Genomic DNA, 13877 nt, shown 5'->3' with positions numbered 1-13877 from the left:
AACTCCAGAAAAAAAAGGGTAGCAGTACGACCTGCTACCCTCGAAGATTGTTGAACAGCGTTTTGCGGTATTCAGGTCAGGTGGGGAACGACCACCTGACGTATAGTCTGTCCGTGCTGAACTACAATCGAGAGGGCAGATTTATCCGCCCCATTTTTTTAATTAGTTAAGTGCTTTGTCGTTTGGCGTTTTGAACAGCGTTTTCATCTCTTCTGACAGTTCAAAGTTCATGTTCAGGTTTTTCGGTGGAATTGGGTTTTTGAACCACTTATCAAACCATTTCGCCGCTTCGCCTGAGGTCTGTGCCTGAGCGATGGTGTCGTCCATCAGCTTTTTGAAGTCCGGGTCGTTCTTACGCAGCATACAGCCGTAAGCTTCCTGAGACTGCGGCTTGCCGACGATCTCCCAGTTGTCCGGCTTCTTGGCTTTCGCACGTTCACCGGCCAGCAGGGCATCATCCATCATAAACGCCACCGCGCGACCGCTTTCCAGCGTACGGAAGGAGTCACCGTGGTCTTTGGCGCTGATGATGCGCATATTCATTTTTTGTTCGTCGTTCAGCTTGTGCAGCAGAATTTCAGAAGTGGTACCGGAGGTTACGACAACGGCTTTGTCTTTCAGGTCCGGGAAGTCTTTAATCGGGCCGCCTTTTTTCACCAGCAGACGGGTACCGACCACGAAGATGGTGTCGGAGAACGCAGCCTGTTTCTGACGTTCCACGTTGTTGGTGGTGGAACCACACTCAAAGTCGAAGGTGCCGTTTTGCAGCAGCGGAATACGGTTCTGAGAAGTGATTGGAATCAGCTTCACGTCCAGTTTCGGGTTGTTGAGCTTTTTCTTGATAGCGTCAACGATGGCGTTGGAGTAGTCCTGAGAGTAACCGACCACTTTCTGTTGGTTGTCGTAGTAGGAGAACGGCACGGATGATTCGCGGTGGCCAACGACGATGACGCCGTTTTTAGCAATTTTATCCAGCGTCGATTGCTGCGCGGCATCGGCGGCAGGCTTTGCGTCTTCTGCATGCGCGAAACCTGCGGTCACACCCATGACCAGCATGGCGGCGGCCAGTTTACGTAATTGCATATCCAACTCCTTTATCCTCTGCATCGGCAAAGATGCATTGATACCCATTGTGATTGTTGTGTTGTTTTCGCTGCGTCTTTAGCGTGCAGCGTTATGTGTGTTTGTTAGCATTTAGTTTGGCTTAATGTAAAGATTTTGCTGCTTTATTGTTTATTTTTGCGAGGCGCCCCGCACCGTTTTGAGGCAATAATCGCAGTTTGCACAATAATGGTGCCACCGATGTCGTGTTATGGTGCAACCTGGTTGCGCCGAACGGGAATGTGCAGCCTCTTGATTATATTAAGCAATTGGCGTGCCAGAATGGGGGGAAGGAGAGGGAACATGTAGGCCTGATAAGCGTAGCGCCATCAGGCGCGATACGACAAGGTTGCCGGATGGCGGCGTACCGCCTTATCCGGCCTACATTCGATGGTGCAGTGTTTTATTTGCGACGCTGGCGCAGGCTCATGACTAGCGCGCCAAAACCGAACAGCGCGGTAATCAGCCATACCGTCCAATCACCGGTTCGTGCGTAAGGCGTTAAGCCGGTGGTTGGCGTTACTTTGGTAGTCAGAACCTGGCGCGTGAACTGCGGGATCATCGCCTGAATTTCACCGCGCGGACCAATGACGGCGGTAATGCCGTTGTTGGTGCTGCGCAGCAGCGGACGCGCCAGCTCCAGCGCGCGCATGCGTGCCATCTGGAAGTGCTGCCACGGGCCGATGGACTTACCAAACCACGCATCGTTAGAGATAGTCAGCAGGAAGTTGGTGTCCGGGCGGAAGTTGTCGCGTACCTGCTGGCCGAGAATAATCTCGTAGCAGATGGCGGCGGTCAGCTTTAGGTTATGCGCCTGCAACTGGGGCTGAACGTAAGGCCCACGGCTGAACGACGACATCGGCAGGTCAAAGAACGGCGCGAGCGGGCGCAGAATCGACTCCAGCGGCACAAACTCACCGAATGGTACCAGGTGGTTTTTGTTGTAGCGGTTTTTCGACTCATAGCTGTACGGGCTGTCTTTGCCCAGCGTGATGATGGTGTTGTAGGTGTCGTAGCGATTCTGCTTATTGAGGCGTGAGTCGACGATTCCGGTAATCAGCGTGCTGTCTTTGGCGCGCAGTAAATCATCCATCATGCTCAGGAAGCGCTGCTGGTTGATTTCCAGGTCCGGGATAGCGGATTCAGGCCAGATAATCAGCTGCGATTTTCCCATCACCTGCTCGGTGGCATCGAGGTAAATTTTCAGCGTATTGAGCAGCTCTTTTTCGTCCCACTTCATTGCCTGCGGGATATCGCCCTGCACCAGTGAAACCTGAGTGGTTTTATCGGTTTGCAGGGTATACCACTGAATGTAACGCAGTGGGAACGGCAGGGCGAAAAGCAACACGCCGACGACCAATGGTCGCCAGTTGCGGGTCACCAGTGCCAGGACTAACAGGCCGCTCACGACCATCAGCAGGAAGTTGATGGCCTCAACGCCCATCAGCGGTGCCAGCCCTTTCAGCGGGCCGTCAATCTGGCTGTAGCCAAACTGTAGCCACGGGAAACCGGTTAGCACCCAGCCGCGCAGAAACTCAGTGATTTGCCAGACAACCGGCGCAGCAATGGCGACGCGAACCCAGTTGGTCTTCGGCCACAGGCGCGACAGAATGCCGGCAAACAGCCCGGTATAAAGCGACAGGTAAGCCGCCAGCAGCACCACGAGGAAGACGTTGACCGGGCCCGGCATACCGCCAAACTGCGCGATGCTGACGTATACCCAGTTAATGCCGGTACCAAACAGGCCAAAGCCCCAGAAATAACCAATCGCGGCAGCCTGCACGGGACGACGGTTGAGCGTCAGCGCCTGCAGACCTATCAGCGAAATAATCGCCGCAGGCCAGAAGTCATAGGGAGAAAAAGCCAGCGTACCGCTGGCTCCGAAAAGTAGCGCCAGCAGCAGACGAATGCGCTGGCGTTCAAGCAGTGAGGCAAATGCCATGAAGGTTATTCATCCAGTTTCGGTTGTGGGGAATCGTCCGGGATTTTAACGTGAACCTGAATAATACGACGGCTATCCGCCATAGCGACCTTGAACTGGTAACCATCGATGTCAATGGTTTCACCACGGGCTGGCAGATGGCCAAAGGCCTGCATTACCAGACCACCAATGGTGTCAACTTCGTCATCGCTGAAGTGGGTGCTGAACGCGTCGTTAAAGTCCTCAATCGAGGCCAACGCGCGGACCGTCCAGGTGTGGCGGCTGAGCTGACGGAAGTCGATATCGTCCTCTTCGTCATACTCATCTTCAATTTCGCCGACAATCAGTTCGAGAATGTCTTCAATCGTCACCAGACCCGACACGCCGCCAAACTCATCGATAACGATGGCCATGTGGTAGCGCTGGGAGCGGAACTCCTTCAGCATACGGTCAACCCGTTTGCTTTCCGGCACGACAACCGCGGTGCGTAACACTTTATCCATGCTGAAAGCTTCAGAGTCGCTGCGCATAAACGGCAGCAGATCTTTAGCCATCAGAATCCCTTCGATGTGATCTTTATCCTCACTGATAACCGGGAAACGCGAGTGGGCGGACTCGATGATCACATCAAGACATTCGTCCAGGGTCTGGTTGCGTTTCAGGGTAATCATTTGGGAGCGCGGGATCATGATGTCGCGGACGCGTTGGTCTGCGATATCCATTACCCCTTCAAGCATATCGCGCGTATCTTCATCGATAAGCTCGTTCTGCCCGGAATCACGGATCAGCGCCAGAAGATCGTCACGGTTTTTTGGTTCACCGTGGAAAAGCTGGCTGAGTAAGAGGGAGAAGAATCCCTTTTTGCTGTTTACTGTGTCACTACTGTGTGAATTGTCGTCGCTCATGGCGTCGTTTGGGTTCTCATGTTGATTTAACTGTCGCTCGTCGCGCGTAAAGTCAGCGCCGGACGGCATGTTTTGCCTGATGGCGCTTACGCTTATCAGGCCTATGAAATGCATGAATGTAGGCCGGATAAGGCGCAAGCGCCGCCATCCGGCAAACTACTATTCTGCAATCTTCTCGGAAATGTACGGATCCTCATAGCCTAGAGCAAGCATTATCTCTGTCTCGAGACTTTCCATCTCTTCCGCTTCCTCATCTTCGATATGGTCATAGCCCAGCAGATGCAGGCTGCCGTGCACGACCATATGTGCCCAGTGTGCTTCCAGCGGCTTGCCTTGCTCAACGGCTTCCTGCTCAACGACCTGACGGCAGATGATCAAATCGCCCAGCAGCGGCATTTCCATTCCCGGTGGCGCTTCAAAAGGGAATGACAACACGTTAGTCGGTTTATCTTTACCGCGGTAAGTGAGGTTCAGTTCGTGGCTTTCGGCTTCATCCACCAGGCGAATCGTGACTTCTGATTCTTCCTGAAACTGCGGGATGACGGCATCCAGCCATGTTTGAAACTGACTTTCTTCTGGCAGACCGGTGTTGTTTTCACAGGCCAACTGGAGATCGAGGATCACCTGACTCATTTCTGCTCCTGCGCCTGAGCTTCGCGTTTACGTTCCGCGGCCAGCTCGGCTTTGCGTTTTTGATCGGCTTCTTCCCACGCTTCATAAGCGTTAACGATACGGGCAACGACTGGGTGGCGCACCACGTCTTCGCTGTGGAAGAAGTTAAAGCTAATTTCATCGACTTCAGCCAGCACTTCAATGGCGTGACGCAGGCCGGATTTGGTGCTGCGCGGCAGGTCAATCTGGGTGACGTCACCGGTAATAACCGCTTTGGAGTTGAAGCCGATACGGGTCAGGAACATCTTCATCTGCTCGATGGTTGTGTTCTGGCTTTCATCGAGGATGATAAAGGCATCGTTCAGCGTACGGCCGCGCATATAGGCCAGCGGCGCAACTTCGATGACGTTACGCTCCATCAGCTTCTCAACTTTCTCGAAGCCGAGCATTTCGAACAGCGCGTCGTACAGCGGGCGCAGATACGGGTCCACTTTCTGGCTTAAATCACCAGGCAGGAAGCCGAGTTTTTCGCCCGCTTCAACCGCAGGGCGGGTCAGCAGAATACGGCGAATTTCCTGACGCTCCAGCGCATCAACGGCGGCGGCGACGGCGAGGTAGGTTTTACCCGTACCGGCAGGGCCTACGCCGAAGGTGATGTCGTGGTCGAGAATATGGGCGATATACTGCGCCTGGTTTGGCGTACGTGGTTTAATCACCCCACGTTTGGTTTTGATATTGATAGCTTTGCCGTACTCCGGCACGCTCTCCGCGCTCTGTTCCAGCACGCGCGCTTCTTTAATCGCCAGGTGAATCTGTTCCGGCTCAATATCCTGAATCTGGCCGCGCATCGGCGCGGTATCAACGTACAGGCTGCGCAGAATGTCGGCAGCGGCGGTCACGCAGATAGCGCGTCCCGTCAGTTTGAAATGGTTATCGCGGCGGTTGATCTCGATGCCCAGTCGTCGCTCCAGCTGTTTGATATTGTCATCAAACGGGCCACACAGGCTCAGCAAACGGGCATTGTCGGCTGGCTCCAGGGTAATTTCGCGAGTGTCTATGTTCAAACTGTTCCTCTTATGCATGAGTTGCCGGCTGTAAGACGTGACCGGCTGATAAAGGAATTATTCACGCCGCAGTGAAAAGGCGCAAGCATTGCAATAAATATGGGGATGGCAGCAGGAAATACAAGGCCCGTCAGGAGAGACGGGCCAGGGAGATTAAGGCTGGTAAATCCCGACGCCCGCGTCGCTCTCTTTGCGCGTACGCGCAATCACCGACTCTGGTGATTCAACGATGCGCAGGCCCATTTCGTCCTCGGTGCGCACCAGTTTGCCGCGCAGTGAGTTGGTGTAGACATCCACGATCTCGACATCGACGAATTTGCCGACCATATCCGGCGTACCTTCGAAGTTGACCACGCGGTTGTTCTCGGTGCGCCCGGTCAGCTCCATAATGCTCTTACGGGAAGTGCCTTCCACCAGGATACGCTGCACGGTACCCAGCATACGGCGGCTCCAGGCCATCGCCTGCTGGTTGATGCGCTCTTGCAGAATATAGAGGCGCTGTTTTTTCACCTCTTCCGGTACGTCGTCGATCATATCGGCCGCTGGCGTACCCGGACGCGCGGAGAAGATAAAGCTAAAGCTGACATCAAAGTTTACGTCGCCAATCAGCTTCATGGTCTGCTCGAAGTCCTGGTCGGTTTCGCCAGGGAAGCCGACGATAAAGTCGGAGCTAATCTGAATATCCGGGCGCGCTTCGCGCAGCTTACGGATGGTGGATTTGTACTCCAGCGCCGTATGGGTACGCCCCATCATGTTCAGTACGCGGTCAGCGCCGCTCTGAATCGGCAGATGCAGGAAGCTCACCAGCTCCGGCGTATCGCGATACACGTCGATAATATCATCGGTAAATTCGATAGGGTGGCTGGTGGTGAAACGGATACGGTCGATGCCATCAATCGCCGCCACCAGACGCAGCAGGTCGGCAAAGCTGCCGGTAGTGCCGTCGTAGTTTTCACCGCGCCAGGCGTTGACGTTCTGCCCCAGCAGGTTGACTTCACGTACGCCCTGAGCGGCCAGTTGGGCAATCTCAAACAGAATATCGTCGCACGGACGGCTGACTTCTTCACCGCGGGTATATGGCACCACGCAGTAGGTGCAGTATTTGTTGCAGCCTTCCATGATAGAGACAAACGCGGTCGGGCCGTCGGCGCGCGGTTCTGGCAGACGGTCAAATTTCTCGATTTCCGGGAAACTGACGTCAACTACCGGGCGGCGGTTATTACGGACGGCATCGATCATTTCTGGCAGACGGTGCAGTGTCTGTGGGCCAAAAACGATATCCACGTAGTGCGCGCGCTGGCGGATAAGTTTGCCTTCCTGTGAGGCGACGCAGCCGCCGACACCAATAATCAGCTTAGGATTTTTTGCTTTAAGTAATTTCCAGCGGCCTAAAAGGTGGAAGACTTTCTCCTGGGCTTTCTCACGGATTGAGCAGGTATTCAGCAGCAGGACGTCGGCTTCTGCTGCGTTTTCAGTCAATTGATACCCATGAGTGGCATCCAGCAGATCGGCCATCTTTGATGAATCGTATTCGTTCATCTGACAGCCCCAGGTTTTAATATGGAGTTTTTTTGTCATCGACTTGCTCTTGCTCAATTATGAATAGCCCACATTGCAGGGCGCGTATTGTAATGCTTTGGTGCGGTTGTGACCAGCTTGACGGTTATTGGCCTCAGAGGGCGAAAGTCCGGTAAACTGAAGGTAATCGGCTTTAAGGATAATAAATGATGACAATTCTACACAAAGACGTTGCGGTGGTTGGCGGCGGGATGGTCGGTGGTGCGCTGGCGTTAGGGTTGGCGCAGCAGGGGTTCTCCGTCGCGGTGCTGGAAAAGAGTCCGCCAGCGGACTTTGATCCGACCTCGCAGCCTGATGTCCGGATTTCAGCCATCAGCGCCTCGTCGGTGCAGCTTTTGCGTGACCTGGGCGTCTGGGATACCGTACTGGCGATGCGAGCGCACCCCTGGCGTCGTCTGGAAACCTGGGAATGGCAAACGGCACACGTTGTTTTTGATGCCAGCGAGCTGAAGCTGCCTAATCTTGGCTATATGGTGGAGAACAATGTTCTGCAACTGGCGCTCTGGCAGGCGCTTGAGGCGCATCCGCAGGTCGTGCTATTGCACGGTACCTCGCTGCAGGACATGCAGGACATGCAGGTCGAAGGCGATAGCCATGTTTTACATCTGGACGACGATCGCAAGATAGCCGCTCGACTGGTGGTGGGTGCCGACGGCGCGTTCTCACAGGTGCGTCAGCAGGCGGGAATTGGCACAAACGGTTGGCAGTATCCGCAGTCCTGCATGTTAATAACCGTCCAGTGCGACAATGAACCCGGCGACAGCACCTGGCAGCAGTTTTCGCCAACCGGGCCGCGCGCTTTCCTGCCGCTGTTTGGTCACTGGGCCTCGCTGGTGTGGTATGACACGCCGGCGCGGATTCGCCAATTGCAATCGCTACCGATGCCGCAGCTACAGCGAGAAATCGCAAGTCATTTTCCGGAGCGTTTGGGAACCGTTACGCCAGTGGCGGCCGGGGCGTTTCCGTTAACCCGCCGTCATGCCCAGCAGTATGTACAGCCTGGGCTGGCGCTGATTGGCGATGCTGCGCACACGATTCATCCGCTGGCGGGGCAGGGGGTTAACCTTGGCTATCGCGACGTTGACGCGCTGCTGGATGTGCTGGCGAATGCGCGCAGCATTGGCGAAAACTGGGCCAGTCTGTCGGTGTTACAGCGTTATCAGGCGCGCCGTCGGGTAGACAACCTGCTGATGCAGAGTGGGATGGATCTGTTCTACGCTGGGTTCAGTAACGATCTCGGCCCGCTGCGCGTGTTACGCAATGTGGGATTAATGGCGGCGCAGCGCGCGGGCGTGTTGAAACGTCAGGCGCTGAAGTACGCGCTGGGGCTGTAATTCTGATGTAGGCCGGATAAGGCAGCACCGCCATCCGGCATTTTGTATCGCTGTGCCTGATGGCGCTTCGCTTATCAGGCCTACGATATTCAGAAAGGGACAAAAACAAAAAAAGCTCGCCGAAGCGAGCTTTTTGAAAATGGCTGGGGTACGAGGATTCGAACCTCGGAATGCTGGTATCAGAAACCAGAGCCTTACCGCTTGGCGATACCCCAACGGGTGCGTCCACAAAAGTGAACGACTTTTTGAAAATGGCTGGGGTACGAGGATTCGAACCTCGGAATGCTGGTATCAGAAACCAGAGCCTTACCGCTTGGCGATACCCCAACAATTTTTTTTCGAATTTATCGATAACTCGATAGATTCTGAATTTGGTGGCTACGACGGGATTCGAACCTGTGACCCCATCATTATGAGTGATGTGCTCTAACCAACTGAGCTACGTAGCCGATACTAACATATTCTTCGATGGCTGGGGTACCTGGATTCGAACCAGGGAATGCCGGTATCAAAAACCGGTGCCTTACCGCTTGGCGATACCCCAATACCGTCGCGGCTATCCGCAAATATCGAAGAAAATATGGCTGGGGTACCTGGATTCGAACCAGGGAATGCCGGTATCAAAAACCGGTGCCTTACCGCTTGGCGATACCCCATCCGTGCAACGCTTATTGGTGAATGGTGCGGGAGGCGAGACTTGAACTCGCACACCTTGCGGCGCCAGAACCTAAATCTGGTGCGTCTACCAATTTCGCCACTCCCGCAAAAAAAGATGGTGGCTACGACGGGATTCGAACCTGTGACCCCATCATTATGAGTGATGTGCTCTAACCAACTGAGCTACGTAGCCATCTTTTTTTTCGCGTTACCTTATCGGCGTTGCGGGGCGCATTATGCGTATTGAGCCCAATACCGTCAACACCTTTTTCAATGAAATTCACCGGAATGTGACTGTTTGGTTGGGTTGTGAACAGCCTGGCGCATTATTCGGCAATTATTGGTTATTTCGCGTTAAATCATGCGCTCAATACATCCGGATTCATTGCAAGGTTATCGCGTTAATACGCTAACAAGTGAAACCACCGGGCCACCCACAGTACGCTTAAGCGCGCCGAAAGCCAGCGTTTTTAATAAATGACTGGCACCCACGCGCAGGGTGTTCTCGATGTAGCTTTTATCTTTCTGGCTGCTAAGCCATTGCGCCTGTTCCAGCTCATTGAGCAGAGTTGAGGCAGAAATACGCGCGGGATCGAAGCTTACTGCCACGGAACCGGCATATAAACGGTGGATCACCTCTTTAATACCGTCGCGGGCGCGCAGTTGCTCAATAAGCTTTTCAACTTCGTGCGGATGGCGCTGGATCCAGCTTGAGCGGATACGGATGCGATTGGGAGTCTGGTGCAGGTAAGGAGTCATAGCCGCCTCATTTTTACTTATATAGTGGTAATGAGAGTAATTTATATTTGCATTCCACCCATGTCCAGCCTTCACCGCACGCAGCGCAAAAAAGAATCGCACGCTCCCTTTTGACGCATCGCAAGAGAAGGGCGATTAGTGCTATCTGGCGTTTTCTATCTGTGATTTCATTTATACCACCTATAAATATCAGGGTATTAAATGATATGCCTGCCGAATCCTTGGGCGACTTACTGACTTTGCGCCGCTTTGTTGAAGTGGCACACCATATCCCCGGGCGCTTACGCCTGCGGTTTTCCAACAAGCTTGTAGCCAGCCTTAGCCAGGGGAAGCTAAAACAGCTTGATGCTTATTGCTCTCCTGATGGGTACCTCCGGCGTTATCAGATCAATAGTGATACCGGCTCTATCGTCCTTGAGTACGATGCCGCCGCGATTCGCCCGCACATCCTCAATCAGCTGTTTGGTCAGGATGGTGAGCAGGCCCAGCAGGCGCTGGAGCAGCTGGCCGCCATTCTTAGCCCCTCTCACTAAATGAAAAAGGACCGTCATCATGAGCACCAATGACAACAACGCACAGCAAGTTCCACCGGCCGGTTACTATCCGCCATACGGCTATCCTTGGTATCCGTACCCGCCAATGCCGCAGGGAATGGCGTGGCCGCAGAATGGGCAGGTTCCTCCTCAGCCACAAATGCCTCCTCAGCCGCAAATGCAGATGCCACCGCAAATGGCGATGGGTTTCCCGCCTATGGGCTTCCCGCCAGCACCTCAGGGCGCGGTACCACCGCAGTTTGCTCACCCGCATCATCACCATCATCACGCTGCGGCACCCCAGGGTGTGGACTGGAGCCAGTATGCGCAGCACGTGGTTGATGGCGCGATGGGTGACCAGGCCGGCCTGCTGAAAAATATTATCAGCACCGTTGGCATGGACGACAAAGAGTTCTGGAAAGGGGCGATGGTTGGTGCGGCGGTGACGCTGCTGCTGACCAACGATTCCGTGCGCGGCATGCTGATGCAAACGTTGGCGGGCGCAGGCGACATGCTCAAAGCCGGTTCCAGCAAAGTCAAAGACGGCGTGAAGAATGGCTCTGAGGCCATCAAAGATACGGCAACCTCCAGCGCGGCTATCTTTCGCGACACCATGAAAGCGGGTAAAGAGGGCTTTCAGGAGTCCGTAGAGCGCCATCGCCAACCGGGTGCAATGCCGTTTGATGATGAGGGCGTAGCGGATGAACAACAGCCGTGACAGACAAAACCGAGTAGGCCGCGCCGCCATTGCCGGCGCGCTTGTCGGGGGAAGCGCCGCCTGCGCACGTGAGTGGCAGCGCTATCAGCAAAATGAACAAACGCTGAATGAAGCGGCTTGTACGGTGATGAAGGCGACGGCGAAGGCCAGCCTTATCAGCGGAACGGTGATGGCGATAGCGGATGCCAATAAGACCCGTCCGCTCCAGTCCGTGCTGACCCTTATTGGGGTGGGCGCCGCTTCTCTTTATCTTATGGATGCGATAGCTAAGCGAGGAAACGATGAATCAGCCTGAATATTTGTACAACCCGTGGACCGGCGCGTGGGAGCGTAATCCGGCAGCAATGCCGGTGCAGGTGCCAACGGCAAGCAACAGCCGTACCCACCTGTTAACCGGGCTGGTGGCTGGTGCAGCAATTACCTACCTTCTGACCAACCGAAACGTACAGCAGGGGATCACCAATACGGCGAGTAAAGCCTGGGGTACCGTGCGCGGCGAAATGGAAGAGATGAAAGAGCGCATTGCCGACCTGCAGGCGGAACTGGACTACTATCGTAGCCAGAATAAGGATGAGATCGAGTGAGTGCGGTAGGCGAACGGGTTACCGTCGTTCACCAGATCCCCGGACGTGTGCGCCTGCGTATCGCGGCGCTCGGTGACTATCCGAATGCCGCCGGATGGCTAAAACAGCAGGTCCTGACGCTTCCCGGCGTAAGCGGCGTGCGCATTCGTCCTTCGGCGCGCAGCGCGGTGATCCAATGGGATCGCACCCGAACTTCACTTGCCGCCATTATGGCAGCGGTAGACGCGCTGGACTGGCAAACGGCAGAAGACAGCGAATTTGAAACCGAATACTGCGGCGGCGATAACCTCCTCAACCTCGCAGGGTTGGCGCTAACGCAGGTGCTGCCGCCTCGTTGGGCGCGTCTGCCGGCGGCGCTATTGACGGCTCCGACTATCCTGGAAGGGGCGCATACCCTCAGCCAGGGGCAGTTGAAGGTCGAAGTGCTGGATGCGCTGGCGCTGAGTCTGTCGATGCTGCGCGGAGATAGCCGTACCGCCATGCTGACGCAGTCGCTGCTGACGCTCGGTGAATATATGGAGCAGGAGACCAGTCGTCACTCCGATGCGCTGTTGGCCGATCTGATGCAGCCGCGTGAGCACCCGGTATGGATTGAGCGCGACGGCGAAAGCGTGGAGATCAACAGCGGCGAGCTGGTGGCGGGTGACGTGATGCTGCTCGGTCCGGGGGATAATATCCCTGCCGATGGCACGGTGCTGCGCGGCATTGCTCAGGTCAACCAGGCGTCGATGACCGGGGAAAGCGTGCCGGTGCGTCGTGAACCGGGCTCCTGGGTTTATGCGGGCACGCAGATCCAGGACGGCAACGTGGCGATTACCGCTGAGCAGGTTGGGGAGTCTTCCTCGACGGCGCATATTCGCCGCTTTATCCGTGACTCGCTGACCCAGCGCAGTGAAACCCAGCAGGTCACTCAGGCCATGGCCGACCGTCGTGTTGGCATCACGCTTGGGGTGGGCGCGGCGGTGTTTGCCATGACCCGTAGCTGGCAGCGTCTGGCCTCTGTCTTCCTTGTCGACTACTCCTGCGCGCTGAAGCTCAGTACGCCAATCGCCTTTAAATCGATTATGTACCGGGCGGCGCAGAACGGCCTGCTACTAAAAGGCGGGCGAGCGATTGAGAAGCTGGCGGACGTCGATACGGTGGTGTTCGATAAAACCGGCACCCTGACTCACGACGAGATGCAGGTGACGGATGTCATCAGTTTCAATGATCAACTGGTACAGGCCAAACGTCTGCTGGCGATTGCGGCTTCGGTGGAAGAGCACAGTAACCACCCGCTGGCCCATGCGGTCGTGGCGGCGGCAGAACACCACGAGCTACCGCATATTGCCCACGGCGAGGTGGAGTATGTCATCGCTCACGGTCTGCTTTGCGCGCTGGAAGAGCATCAACTGGTGATTGGCAGCCGCCACTTCCTGGATTGTCACTACGACATCGATTTCACGCCGTATGAAGCGGAGATTAATGAACTGGCGGCGCAGGGACGGCATCTGCTGTTTATCGGCTTTGATAATCAACTGGTGGGGATGATAGGCCTACAGGATCATCTGCGCGATGAAGCGTCTGAGGTGATTGAGCAGCTTAAAGCATCCGGCATTCGTCAGGTGGTCTTGCTGACCGGCGATCGCGCTGAGAAAGCGTGCCAGCTTGCGGAGCGCGTAGGCATTGACCGCTACGTTGCCGAAGCCACGCCGGAGAGTAAAGTCGAGGTGGTGAAAGCGTTGCAGGAGGCGGGGCATAAGGTGATGTTCGTGGGTGATGGTATCAACGATGCGCCGGTGCTGACGCAGGCGGACGTTGGCCTCGCCATGAACCAGAGTACCGAACTGGCGCAGCAGGCGGCGGATGCCGTGCTGTTGCAGGACAGCTTGTATGGCGTTATCACTGCGCGTCAACTCTCGCTGGAGGCGATGAAGCTGGTGAACAGCAATATCAAGCTGACCGAGTGGGTGAACAGCGCCATTATGCTGGCGGCGGCGCTGGGGTGGTTGACGCCGGGGGCGAGTGCCATGTTGCATAATGGGACGACGCTGGGCGTGCTGCTGCGATCGCTGGCGGCGAAGAAGGGGCGTGGGGAGTAGTTTTCCCCTCACCCTAACCCTCTCCCAGAG

The 13877-nt window shown here is 55.5% G+C and carries 13 protein-coding genes and 7 tRNA genes; 6 read left to right on the top strand and 14 right to left on the bottom strand.

Annotated features, from left to right (window positions below; all coding sequences use genetic code 11):
- Positions 1-162: 162 nt before the first annotated feature.
- From ACH1XZ_RS10475 to miaB, 6 genes are all read right to left on the bottom strand, one after another.
- Entirely contained in the window at positions 163-1083 is a 921-nt protein-coding gene (locus ACH1XZ_RS10475) for an amino acid ABC transporter substrate-binding protein (protein WP_395595469.1), read from the bottom strand.
- Positions 1084-1504: 421 nt separating this feature from the next.
- Positions 1505-3043: an apolipoprotein N-acyltransferase gene (lnt, locus tag ACH1XZ_RS10470; RefSeq protein WP_395595468.1), complete on the bottom strand. Its 1539-nt coding sequence runs from the start codon at positions 3041-3043 to the stop codon at positions 1505-1507.
- Between the two features lie 5 nt (positions 3044-3048).
- Positions 3049-3927 (bottom strand): CNNM family magnesium/cobalt transport protein CorC, encoded by an 879-nt coding sequence (gene corC / locus ACH1XZ_RS10465; protein ID WP_035894346.1) that lies wholly within the window; start codon positions 3925-3927, stop codon positions 3049-3051.
- Positions 3928-4086: 159 nt separating this feature from the next.
- Entirely contained in the window at positions 4087-4560 is a 474-nt protein-coding gene (gene ybeY, locus ACH1XZ_RS10460; RefSeq protein WP_395595467.1) for an rRNA maturation RNase YbeY, read from the bottom strand.
- Complete coding sequence (locus ACH1XZ_RS10455; protein ID WP_035894310.1) at positions 4557-5603, bottom strand: PhoH family protein; 1047 nt, start codon at positions 5601-5603, stop codon at positions 4557-4559. The genes ybeY and ACH1XZ_RS10455 overlap by 4 nt, the downstream gene beginning before the upstream one ends.
- 153 nt (positions 5604-5756) lie before the next feature.
- On the bottom strand, positions 5757-7181 hold the full coding sequence (gene miaB, locus ACH1XZ_RS10450; RefSeq protein ID WP_395595466.1) for a tRNA (N6-isopentenyl adenosine(37)-C2)-methylthiotransferase MiaB: 1425 nt from the start codon (positions 7179-7181) through the stop codon (positions 5757-5759).
- A 149-nt stretch (positions 7182-7330) separates the two neighbouring features.
- Here miaB and ubiF point away from each other — a divergent pair, with 149 nt between their 5' ends.
- The gene (gene ubiF / locus ACH1XZ_RS10445) at positions 7331-8515 is read left to right on the top strand and encodes a 3-demethoxyubiquinol 3-hydroxylase (protein ID WP_395595590.1); all 1185 of its coding nucleotides are present in this window, start codon (positions 7331-7333) and stop codon (positions 8513-8515) included.
- A gap of 140 nt (positions 8516-8655) precedes the next feature.
- Here the strand turns inward: ubiF and ACH1XZ_RS10440 are convergent.
- The 8 genes from ACH1XZ_RS10440 to ACH1XZ_RS10405 form a co-directional block, all read right to left on the bottom strand.
- Positions 8656-8730, bottom strand: a tRNA-Gln gene (locus ACH1XZ_RS10440).
- Positions 8731-8767: 37 nt separating this feature from the next.
- Positions 8768-8842: transfer RNA gene (locus ACH1XZ_RS10435), tRNA-Gln, on the bottom strand.
- 45 nt (positions 8843-8887) lie between these two features.
- Positions 8888-8964, bottom strand: a tRNA-Met gene (locus tag ACH1XZ_RS10430).
- Positions 8965-8984: 20 nt separating this feature from the next.
- A tRNA-Gln gene (locus ACH1XZ_RS10425) sits at positions 8985-9059 on the bottom strand.
- A gap of 37 nt (positions 9060-9096) precedes the next feature.
- Positions 9097-9171 (bottom strand) — tRNA-Gln (locus ACH1XZ_RS10420).
- A 23-nt stretch (positions 9172-9194) separates the two neighbouring features.
- A tRNA-Leu gene (locus ACH1XZ_RS10415) sits at positions 9195-9279 on the bottom strand.
- A gap of 9 nt (positions 9280-9288) precedes the next feature.
- Positions 9289-9365, bottom strand: a tRNA-Met gene (locus ACH1XZ_RS10410).
- 200 nt (positions 9366-9565) lie between these two features.
- Complete coding sequence (locus tag ACH1XZ_RS10405) at positions 9566-9931, bottom strand: hypothetical protein (protein WP_035892675.1); 366 nt, start codon at positions 9929-9931, stop codon at positions 9566-9568.
- 206 nt (positions 9932-10137) lie between these two features.
- Between ACH1XZ_RS10405 and ACH1XZ_RS10400 the strand changes: the two genes are divergently transcribed.
- From ACH1XZ_RS10400 to ACH1XZ_RS10380, 5 genes are read left to right on the top strand one after another with little or no spacing between them, the layout of a single operon-like run.
- The gene (locus tag ACH1XZ_RS10400; RefSeq protein WP_395595465.1) at positions 10138-10464 is read left to right on the top strand and encodes an HMA2 domain-containing protein; all 327 of its coding nucleotides are present in this window, start codon (positions 10138-10140) and stop codon (positions 10462-10464) included.
- Positions 10465-10483: 19 nt separating this feature from the next.
- A complete protein-coding gene (locus tag ACH1XZ_RS10395) occupies positions 10484-11182 on the top strand; it encodes a hypothetical protein (RefSeq protein ID WP_395595464.1) in 699 nt (232 codons plus the stop codon).
- Positions 11166-11477, top strand: a complete 312-nt coding sequence (locus tag ACH1XZ_RS10390) for a hypothetical protein (RefSeq protein ID WP_123650119.1) — start codon at positions 11166-11168, stop codon at positions 11475-11477. The genes ACH1XZ_RS10395 and ACH1XZ_RS10390 overlap by 17 nt, the downstream gene beginning before the upstream one ends.
- A complete protein-coding gene (locus tag ACH1XZ_RS10385) occupies positions 11464-11766 on the top strand; it encodes a YtxH domain-containing protein (RefSeq protein WP_395595463.1) in 303 nt (100 codons plus the stop codon). Before ACH1XZ_RS10390 ends, ACH1XZ_RS10385 begins: the two co-directional genes overlap by 14 nt.
- Positions 11763-13847, top strand: a complete 2085-nt coding sequence (locus ACH1XZ_RS10380) for a heavy metal translocating P-type ATPase (RefSeq protein WP_395595462.1) — start codon at positions 11763-11765, stop codon at positions 13845-13847. The genes ACH1XZ_RS10385 and ACH1XZ_RS10380 overlap by 4 nt, the downstream gene beginning before the upstream one ends.
- Positions 13848-13877 lie beyond the last annotated feature (30 nt).

It is taken from the genome of Kluyvera chengduensis (genome assembly GCF_044197065.1).
In the GTDB taxonomy this organism is placed as follows: Bacteria; Pseudomonadota; Gammaproteobacteria; order Enterobacterales; family Enterobacteriaceae; genus Kluyvera; species Kluyvera ascorbata_C.
This window is presented reverse-complemented; position numbering and strand designations above follow the sequence as displayed.

Bases quoted from the DNA above. Each gene is read 5' to 3' on its own strand.
- ACH1XZ_RS10400 (WP_395595465.1), top strand. From the start codon at position 10,138: ATGCCTGCCGAATCCTTGGGCGACTTACTGACTTTGCGCCGCTTTGTT.
- ACH1XZ_RS10390 (WP_123650119.1), top strand. From the start codon at position 11,166: ATGAACAACAGCCGTGACAGACAAAACCGAGTAGGCCGCGCCGCCATT.
- ybeY (WP_395595467.1), bottom strand. From the start codon at position 4,560: ATGAGTCAGGTGATCCTCGATCTCCAGTTGGCCTGTGAAAACAACACC.
- ACH1XZ_RS10475 (WP_395595469.1), bottom strand. From the start codon at position 1,083: ATGCAATTACGTAAACTGGCCGCCGCCATGCTGGTCATGGGTGTGACC.
- miaB (WP_395595466.1), bottom strand. From the start codon at position 7,181: ATGACAAAAAAACTCCATATTAAAACCTGGGGCTGTCAGATGAACGAA.
- ACH1XZ_RS10395 (WP_395595464.1), top strand. From the start codon at position 10,484: ATGAGCACCAATGACAACAACGCACAGCAAGTTCCACCGGCCGGTTAC.
- corC (WP_035894346.1), bottom strand. From the start codon at position 3,927: ATGAGCGACGACAATTCACACAGTAGTGACACAGTAAACAGCAAAAAG.
- ubiF (WP_395595590.1), top strand. From the start codon at position 7,331: ATGACAATTCTACACAAAGACGTTGCGGTGGTTGGCGGCGGGATGGTC.
- ACH1XZ_RS10405 (WP_035892675.1), bottom strand. From the start codon at position 9,931: ATGACTCCTTACCTGCACCAGACTCCCAATCGCATCCGTATCCGCTCA.
- ACH1XZ_RS10385 (WP_395595463.1), top strand. From the start codon at position 11,464: ATGAATCAGCCTGAATATTTGTACAACCCGTGGACCGGCGCGTGGGAG.
- lnt (WP_395595468.1), bottom strand. From the start codon at position 3,043: ATGGCATTTGCCTCACTGCTTGAACGCCAGCGCATTCGTCTGCTGCTG.